The organism is Streptomyces sp. NPDC006476, from assembly GCF_040612015.1.
GTDB classification, from domain to species: domain Bacteria; phylum Actinomycetota; class Actinomycetes; order Streptomycetales; family Streptomycetaceae; genus Streptomyces; species Streptomyces griseorubiginosus_B.
The window spans coordinates 1-6,850 of the sequence record NZ_JBEXPK010000171.1; the positions used below are offsets into that span (position 1 = coordinate 1).

At 71.1% G+C, this 6,850-nt stretch carries 5 protein-coding genes and 1 pseudogene; 3 read left to right on the top strand and 3 right to left on the bottom strand.

Annotated features, from left to right (window positions below; translation table 11 throughout):
- Together ABZZ74_RS51870 and ABZZ74_RS51875 are read right to left on the bottom strand one after the other, a co-directional pair.
- On the bottom strand, positions 1–1,171 hold a 1,171-nt coding region (locus tag ABZZ74_RS51870; protein WP_356951109.1), incomplete at its 3' end, for a thiamine pyrophosphate-binding protein.
- A 45-nt stretch (positions 1,172–1,216) separates the two neighbouring features.
- Entirely contained in the window at positions 1,217–2,674 is a 1,458-nt protein-coding gene (locus ABZZ74_RS51875; RefSeq protein WP_356951110.1) for a benzaldehyde dehydrogenase, read from the bottom strand.
- 160 nt (positions 2,675–2,834) lie between these two features.
- Here ABZZ74_RS51875 and ABZZ74_RS51880 point away from each other — a divergent pair, with 160 nt between their 5' ends.
- Together ABZZ74_RS51880 and ABZZ74_RS51885 are read left to right on the top strand one after the other, a co-directional pair.
- On the top strand, positions 2,835–3,305 hold the full coding sequence (locus ABZZ74_RS51880) for a VOC family protein (RefSeq protein ID WP_050789665.1): 471 nt from the start codon (positions 2,835–2,837) through the stop codon (positions 3,303–3,305).
- The gene (locus ABZZ74_RS51885) at positions 3,302–4,066 is read left to right on the top strand and encodes a glucose 1-dehydrogenase (protein WP_356951111.1); all 765 of its coding nucleotides are present in this window, start codon (positions 3,302–3,304) and stop codon (positions 4,064–4,066) included. Before ABZZ74_RS51880 ends, ABZZ74_RS51885 begins: the two co-directional genes overlap by 4 nt.
- 351 nt (positions 4,067–4,417) lie before the next feature.
- On the opposite strand, the gene ABZZ74_RS51890 is transcribed toward ABZZ74_RS51885, so the two are convergent.
- Positions 4,418–6,643: an MMPL family transporter gene (locus ABZZ74_RS51890; RefSeq protein ID WP_356951112.1), complete on the bottom strand. Its 2,226-nt coding sequence runs from the start codon at positions 6,641–6,643 to the stop codon at positions 4,418–4,420.
- A 105-nt stretch (positions 6,644–6,748) separates the two neighbouring features.
- Here ABZZ74_RS51890 and ABZZ74_RS51895 point away from each other — a divergent pair.
- Positions 6,749–6,850: pseudogene (locus tag ABZZ74_RS51895) on the top strand (cell wall protein); the annotation flags it as partial.

Sequence of the window (6,850 nt, forward strand, 5' to 3'; positions counted from 1 at the left end):
CGTCGACGCCGAGGACGGTGTCGCGGGGGAAGACGGAGCGGGCGGTGCGGATGACGCGGGCGGGATGGATCGGGGCCCTGTCGTCGAGTGCCATGCGGTCGACGGCGGCGTCGAGGGCGGTGATGTCCTGGAGGAGGCGCTCCGTGCGGCCGGGGGAGGCGTGTGTGTCCTCGGGCAGGGCGGTGAGCAGTTGCTCCAGGACTCTCTTGATATCGCCGTTGACGGGGACGTGGGCCGGGATGGCGCGGCCCAGTTCGGCCGGGTCGATGTCGACCTGGATGTAGGTGGCGTCGGGGGACGGGAGGGCGGTGGGCTGCCAGTTGGTCTCCATCTCCTCGAAGCGGGTGCCGAGGCCGAGGACCACGTCCGCCTCGGCGAGCAGCCGTTTGGCGACGGGGTTGCGGTGGGCGCCGAGGCCGCCGGCCGCGAGGGGGTGGTCGTCGGGGAGGCTGCCGCGTCCGGCGAGGCTGGTCAGTACGGGGGCCGACAGGCGTTCGGCCAGGGCGCGCAGTGCGTCGAAGGCGCCGGAGGAGGCGACTCCGCCACCCGCGACGAGGAGCGGGCTGCGGGCAGCGGCGAGGGCCGCTGCCGCGGCGTCGACGGCCGGTTGATCGGCGGCGAGCCGGGCGGGCGGGCCGACCGGCAGGTACGGCTTGTCGGGGACGTCGAGGGTCAGCAGGTCACGCGGGATGTCGATCAGGACGGGGCCCGGCCTGCCGCCGCGGGCGCGGGCGAAGCCCTGCCGCAGGACGTCGGTGAGGAGGTCGGCCCGGTCGACCCGGACCGACCACTTGGTGACGGGGGCGAACACCTGGTCGGTGGCGACCTCCTGGCTGGCGCCCCGGTGCGCGGTCGCCGTGGCGCCGCGGCCGCCGAGCACGATCATGGGCAGGGCCCCGACGTATGCCTCCGCGACCGCGGTGAGGGTGTTGGTGACGCCCGGTCCGGCGGTGACCAGGACCACGGCGGGCTCGCCGGTGAGCTGGGCGTACGCCGCCGCCATGGCCGCCGCGTGATGCTCATGGCGTACCAGGAAGCTGCTGATGCCGGGCGTGCGGTGGATGGCGTCGTAGAGGGGCAGAACATGGCCGCCAGGCATGCCGAAGACATGGCTGACGCCCTCGGCTCGCAGGGCATTGACGATGGCCTGACCAGCGTTGATCTCGCCCATGGCGGCGCGACTCCTGTTCTGGTGATGCTGGTTGAGGGTGTCCGGTCAGAACGGGTAGGGGGCGATCCGGGGGCGCGCGGTCAGCCACTGGGTCTCGGTGAGGGCCTCGATGTTGGCCTCGTGGCCGCCGAAGCGCGAACCGGTACCGGAGGCGCCGACGCCGCCGAAGGGGGCGTTGGCCTCGTCGGAGACGGTCTGCTCGTTGATGTGGACGATGCCGCTGGGAACCGCGTCCGCGATGGCCATGGCGTCGCCGACGTCTCCGAGGATGCCGAGGGAGAGTCCGTACTCGCTCTCGGACGCGAGAGCGATGGCCTCCTCCGTCGTGGCGAAGGGCACGACGGGCGCCACGGGGCCGAACACCTCGTCCGTCCAGGCGGGCATCGCCGGGGTCACGGCCGCCAGCACGGTCGGGGCGTAGAAGAGGTCCTGGTAGGTGCCGCCGGCGGCGAGCCGGGCGCCGGCGGCCACGGTCCGCCGCACGAGGTCGTCGACGCGCCCGAGCTGCCGGTCGTCGATGAGCGGGCCGAGCGCGACCTGACCGGACGCCGGGTCGCCGACGGGCAGGTGGGTGGCCTTGGCGGACAGGGCTTCCACGTAGGCGTCGTGCAGGCTTTCGTGGACCAGGTGGCGGCCGGTGGACATGCATATCTGGCCCTGGTGCATGAAGGAGCCGAAGGCGCCGGCGGAGGAGGCCAGCGCCAGGTCCGCGCCGGGCAGCACGATGAGGGCGTTGTTCCCGCCGAGTTCCAGGTGCGTGCGCTTGAGATGGCGGGCACCCAGCTCTCCGACCCGGCGGCCCGCCGCCGTGGAGCCGGTGAAGGAGACGACGCGGACCTCGGGAGCGGTGACCACGGCCTCGCCCACGTCGGCGCCGCCTGGCAGTAGTTGGAGGAGTCCCTCCGGCAGACCGGCTTCCTGGAAGATCCGTACGAGGGCGACTCCGCCGCACACCGCCGTGCGCGGGTCGGGCTTGAGGAGTACCGCGTTGCCCAGCGCGAGGGCCGGGGCGACGGAGCGGATGGACAGGATGACCGGGAAGTTGAAGGGTGCGATGACGCTGACCACGCCCGCCGGGCGGCGCCGGGCGAAGCTCCAGCGTGCCTCGTCGGACGGCAGCACGGTGCCGTGCGGATGGCTGGGCAGCGCGGCGGCCTCGTAGCACTCCTGGGCGGCGATGTGGGTCTCCAGCGCCGCCTTGGCGCGGATGGCGCCGCTCTCGCGGACGATCCAGTCCTGGATCTCCTCGGCGTGCGCCTCCCACAGTGCGCCGGCCCTGCGCAGGACGGCGGCCCGCTCCCCGGGCGGCCGGGCCGCCCACTGTGCCTGCGCGGCCGCCGCTCGGGTGGCGGCCTTGCGCGCGTCCTCCGCGTCGGCCATCCCGATGGCGCCGAGCCGGTCCCCGGTGGCGGGCTCGATGACCGGGGCGGTCCCGCCGGAACCGCCGGACCATCCGTCGGCAAAGATTTTCGCAGTCCATGTGTCCGCGTCGAGAAGGCTCACGATGCACTCCCTGAAGTGATTAGACTTCACAGTATTGTCGTGTGTTTCAATTTCGCAAGACCTGTGCACGGATGGTCCTTCCACCTGCAGAAGTCTTGTTGCCGACATGGCCAGACTGCTTAGATGTCTTAGATTGTTGACTACTCCACAGGAGGCAGCGATGTGCTCGATGCACCCCACGGCGGCAGCGGCACCCCAGGCCTCGGCCGCAACCACGGCCATCGACCATGTCGGACTGTCGGTCCGTGATCTCGACGCGGCCGTCGTCTTCTACACCAAAGCCCTCGGACTCACCGAGGAGTTCCGCTTCGAGGTCGAGGACCAGCGCATGCGTGCTGTGGTGCTGCGCGCCGCCGACGGCTACGCGGTGGAGCTCATGTCCCGCCCCGATTCGGTCCCCTCGCCCCCCGCGTCCGACCCGAACACGGCCGTACTGCGCCAGGGTTACGGGCATTTCTGCCTTCGGGTGAGCGACTTGGACGGCCTCTACGACCGAGTGCTCGCCGCGGGCGCCTCAGTGATCGTGCCACCGGGCCCGGCCCCCCACCCCGATGTCCGCTTCGGCTATCTCGCCGATCCTGAAGGCAACCTGATCGAGCTGATCCAGATTCGCGAGGGAGCAACGCTGTGACCGGCACACCGTTCATGGAGGGGAAGTCCGGACTGGTGACGGGCGGCGCCGGCGGTATCGGCCGGGCCAGCGCGCTCGCCTTCGCACGGGCGGGTGCCGCGGTGCTTGTCAGCGACCTGGAGAGCTGCCGGGACGGCGGGGAGCAGACGGTAGAGCTGATCGGGAAGGAGGGCGGTCGTGCCCGCTTCGTTCCCTGCGACGTCACCCGCGAAGCGGACCAGGAACGGCTGGTCGCCGAAACCGTACGAGCTTACGGGCGGCTGGACTTCGCGCTGAACAACGCCGGCGTCGAGCACCAGGCGAGCCTCGTCGACATGGAGGCCGCCGACTTCGACCGGGTCATCGCCGTCAACCTCAAGGGCGTCTGGCTGGGGCTGAAGCACCAGATCCGGCAGATGCTCGCCCAGGGCGGCACCGGCGCGATCGTCAACACATCCTCGCTGGCCGGGCTGGTGTCGCCGCCGCTGCTCGGAGCGTACGTGGCGAGCAAGCACGGTGTGCTCGGCCTCACCAAGACGGCCGCCGTGGAGTACGCCGAGTCCGGAATCCGGGTGAACGCCGTGTGTCCTGCCTCCATTCGCACACCGCTCATGGACGCGCTGACGGACGATCAGCTTGCCCAGTGGGTCAGCCGCATGGCCATCAAGCGGCTCGGCGAGCCGGAGGAGGTCGCGGCGGCGGTGGTGTGGCTCTGCTCGGACCAGGCGAGCTTCGTGACGGGGGTCGGTCTGCCGGTCGACGCGGGGGCGTCGGCGATGTGAACCCTCCGACGGAGGAGGACGAGGCAAGTGCCGGGCGTGACCCGCGAGTTCGGGTCCCCCGGCACTCTTGTGTCCGAACACCTCTGCGTGAGACACGTCGGGCCTGCGGCCTGGTGCCGCGGGCCCGACTCACGTATGTGCTGTCAGAAGCCGTTGCACGCCCTCCACACTGGCCGGGACCGGCGCCCAGCCCCAGTGAGGCGACGATCTCCTGACACGACATCACCCTGTGCCTGTCTGACCGGCGTTCGGCCAGTGGGGATTCGAGGTTCGCGGCGGCTGACCGCGCGAGGCCGCAGCCGGGAGCACCCGCTGACGCACCGTCATACTGCGCGTCAGCGGGTGTTCGGGTCAGACGTGGTCGAGCTGCCGGACCGGGTTGGTCGCCGGGGTGTTGGCGGTCGGTGTGGGAGCGGGCAGGCGGGCGCCTTCGATGTCGACGTCGGGCAGTACGCGGTCGAGCCAGCGGGGGAGCCACCAGGCACGGTGTCCGAGCAGGGCCATGACGGCGGGGACGATGGTCAGGCGGACGACGAAGGCGTCGAAGAGCACGCCGAAGGCGAGGGAAAAGGCGATCGACTTGATGACGGGGTCGTCGGTGAAGATGAACCCGCCGAAGACGACCATCATGATCAGTGCGGCGGCGACGACCACGCGTCCGCTCCTGGCCACGCCGTGGGCGACGGCTTCGCGGGCGTCGCCGGTGTGCTCGAAGTGTTCGCGCATGCGGCTGACCAGGAAGACCTCGTAGTCCATGGCGAGGCCGAAGAGCACTCCGACGAGCAGGACGGGGAGGAAGGCCACCACGGGTGCGGCGGCGGCGACTCCGAAGGCGTCGGTGAGGTTGCCGTCCTGGAAGACCCAGACGGCGAAGCCGAGGCTGGCCGCGGTGGACAGCAGGAAGCCGAGTACGGCCTTGAGGGGGACCAGCAGTGACCGGAAGGCGATGGTCAGCAGGACGATGGCCAGGACGGTGATGATGGCGATGAACAGGGGCAGCGCGTCGGCCAGTTTGGCGGAGACGTCGATGGCGGTGGCGGTGGTGCCGGTGACGTACATGACGCCGCCGGCCTGGGTGACGGCTTGCTTGTCCCTCTCGCGCATCCGGTGCACCAGGTCGGTGGTGGCCTGGTCGTCCGGTCCGGTTGTGGGGATGACGCTGAGGAGGGAGACCGTGCCGGCCTGGTTGGTCACCGGCGGGGCGACGGCGGCGACGCCGGTGTCGCCCCGCAGCGTGTCGGCCAGGTTGTCGAGGAGCGCGGTGCGCTGGGCGTCCGGGACGCGGGCGGTGTCGACGGCGACGGTGACGGTGGCGTTGTAGCCCGGCCCGAGTCCCTGGCCGAGCAGGTCGTAGCCGCGGTGCTGGGTGCTGGCGACGGGTTGGGTCTCGCTGCCGGGCAGGCCGAGACGCAGGTGGCCGACCGGCAGCGCGACAGTTCCCAGAGCCGCCAGGCAGACGAGCAGGGCGGCGACGGGCCGGCGGGTGATCATGCGTGCCCAGGCCAGGCCCCACGCCCCGGCGGAGTCGGGGCGTGCGCTCCGGGAGCGGCGCTGCTTGGCGCGGGGACGCAGCCGTTCACCGGCGAAGGCCAGCACGGCCGGCACGAGGGTGAGCGAGACCAGGACGGCGAGGAGCACGGTGAAGGCCGCGGCCAGGCCCATGACGGTCAGGAACGGGATGCCGGTGGCCGACAGGGCCGCCAGCGCGATGATCACCGTGAGGCCGGCGAACGCCACGGCGCTGCCCGCGGTGGCGGTGGCGCGACCGATCGAGTCCTGCACGTCGAGCTCGTCGTCACCCTGGCCGGCCAGCTGCTCGCGGTGGCGGGACACCAGAAACAGGGCGTAGTCGATGCCGACGGCCAGGCCGATCATCAGCGCCAGGGTGGTCGCGGTCTCGGTCATCTGGACGAACCCGGCCACGAACTCGACGCCCAGAACGCCGATCGCCACTCCGACGAAGGCGGTGACCATGGGCAGTCCGGCCGCGACCAGCGACCCGAGGGCGAGGGCGAGTACGAGGAACGCGACGGCGATCCCGATGATCTCGGCGGGGCCGCTCACCGACACGGTCGGATCCATCGCCGAGCCGTCGTACTCGACCGTGAGGCCGGCGTCCCGGGCCGGTCCCATCGCCGAGGTCAGCGCATCGGTGGCGGACTTCGGCACCTCTCCTGCCGCCTTGGCGAACTGGACGTCGGCGAAGCCGATCGTGTGGTCGGCGGACATCGTCTGGCCCGTCACCGGGTCGGACACGGAGATCACCCCGGGCACCGAGGCGGCGTTGTGCAGGCTCGAGGCGATCGCGGCCTGCTCCTTCCCGCTGAGCAGCGTGGCACCGGGCGGTGCGGCGAACACCACGCGTGCGTCGGCGCCGGCAGCTTCCGGAAACTCCTTCTTCAGCAGGTCCGTGGCCCGCTGCGCCTCGATCCCCGGCACGCTGAACTGTGTGGAGAGGTTCCCGTGGAGGGTGATCCCGAGCCCGCCCACCACCGCGAGCAACAGCAGCCAGCCCGCCACCACCCAGCGCCGGCGGCGCGCCGCCCACCGGCCAAGTGCGTACAACTTTCCAGCCATGACTGTTCCTTGTCGCCGATCCGTCGAGACGACTGCAGCCTAAGCTAAATTTGCAGTGTGCTGCAATATTGCGAGGAGCTGTAATTTTGCAGTAATCTTGGCGCCATGGTGAAGCAAGGTCTGCGGGAGCGCGGTAAGGCAAGGCGCAGCGAGGCGGTCATCCGTGCCGCCTTCGAGTTGTTCGCCGAGCAGGGCTACGACGCCACG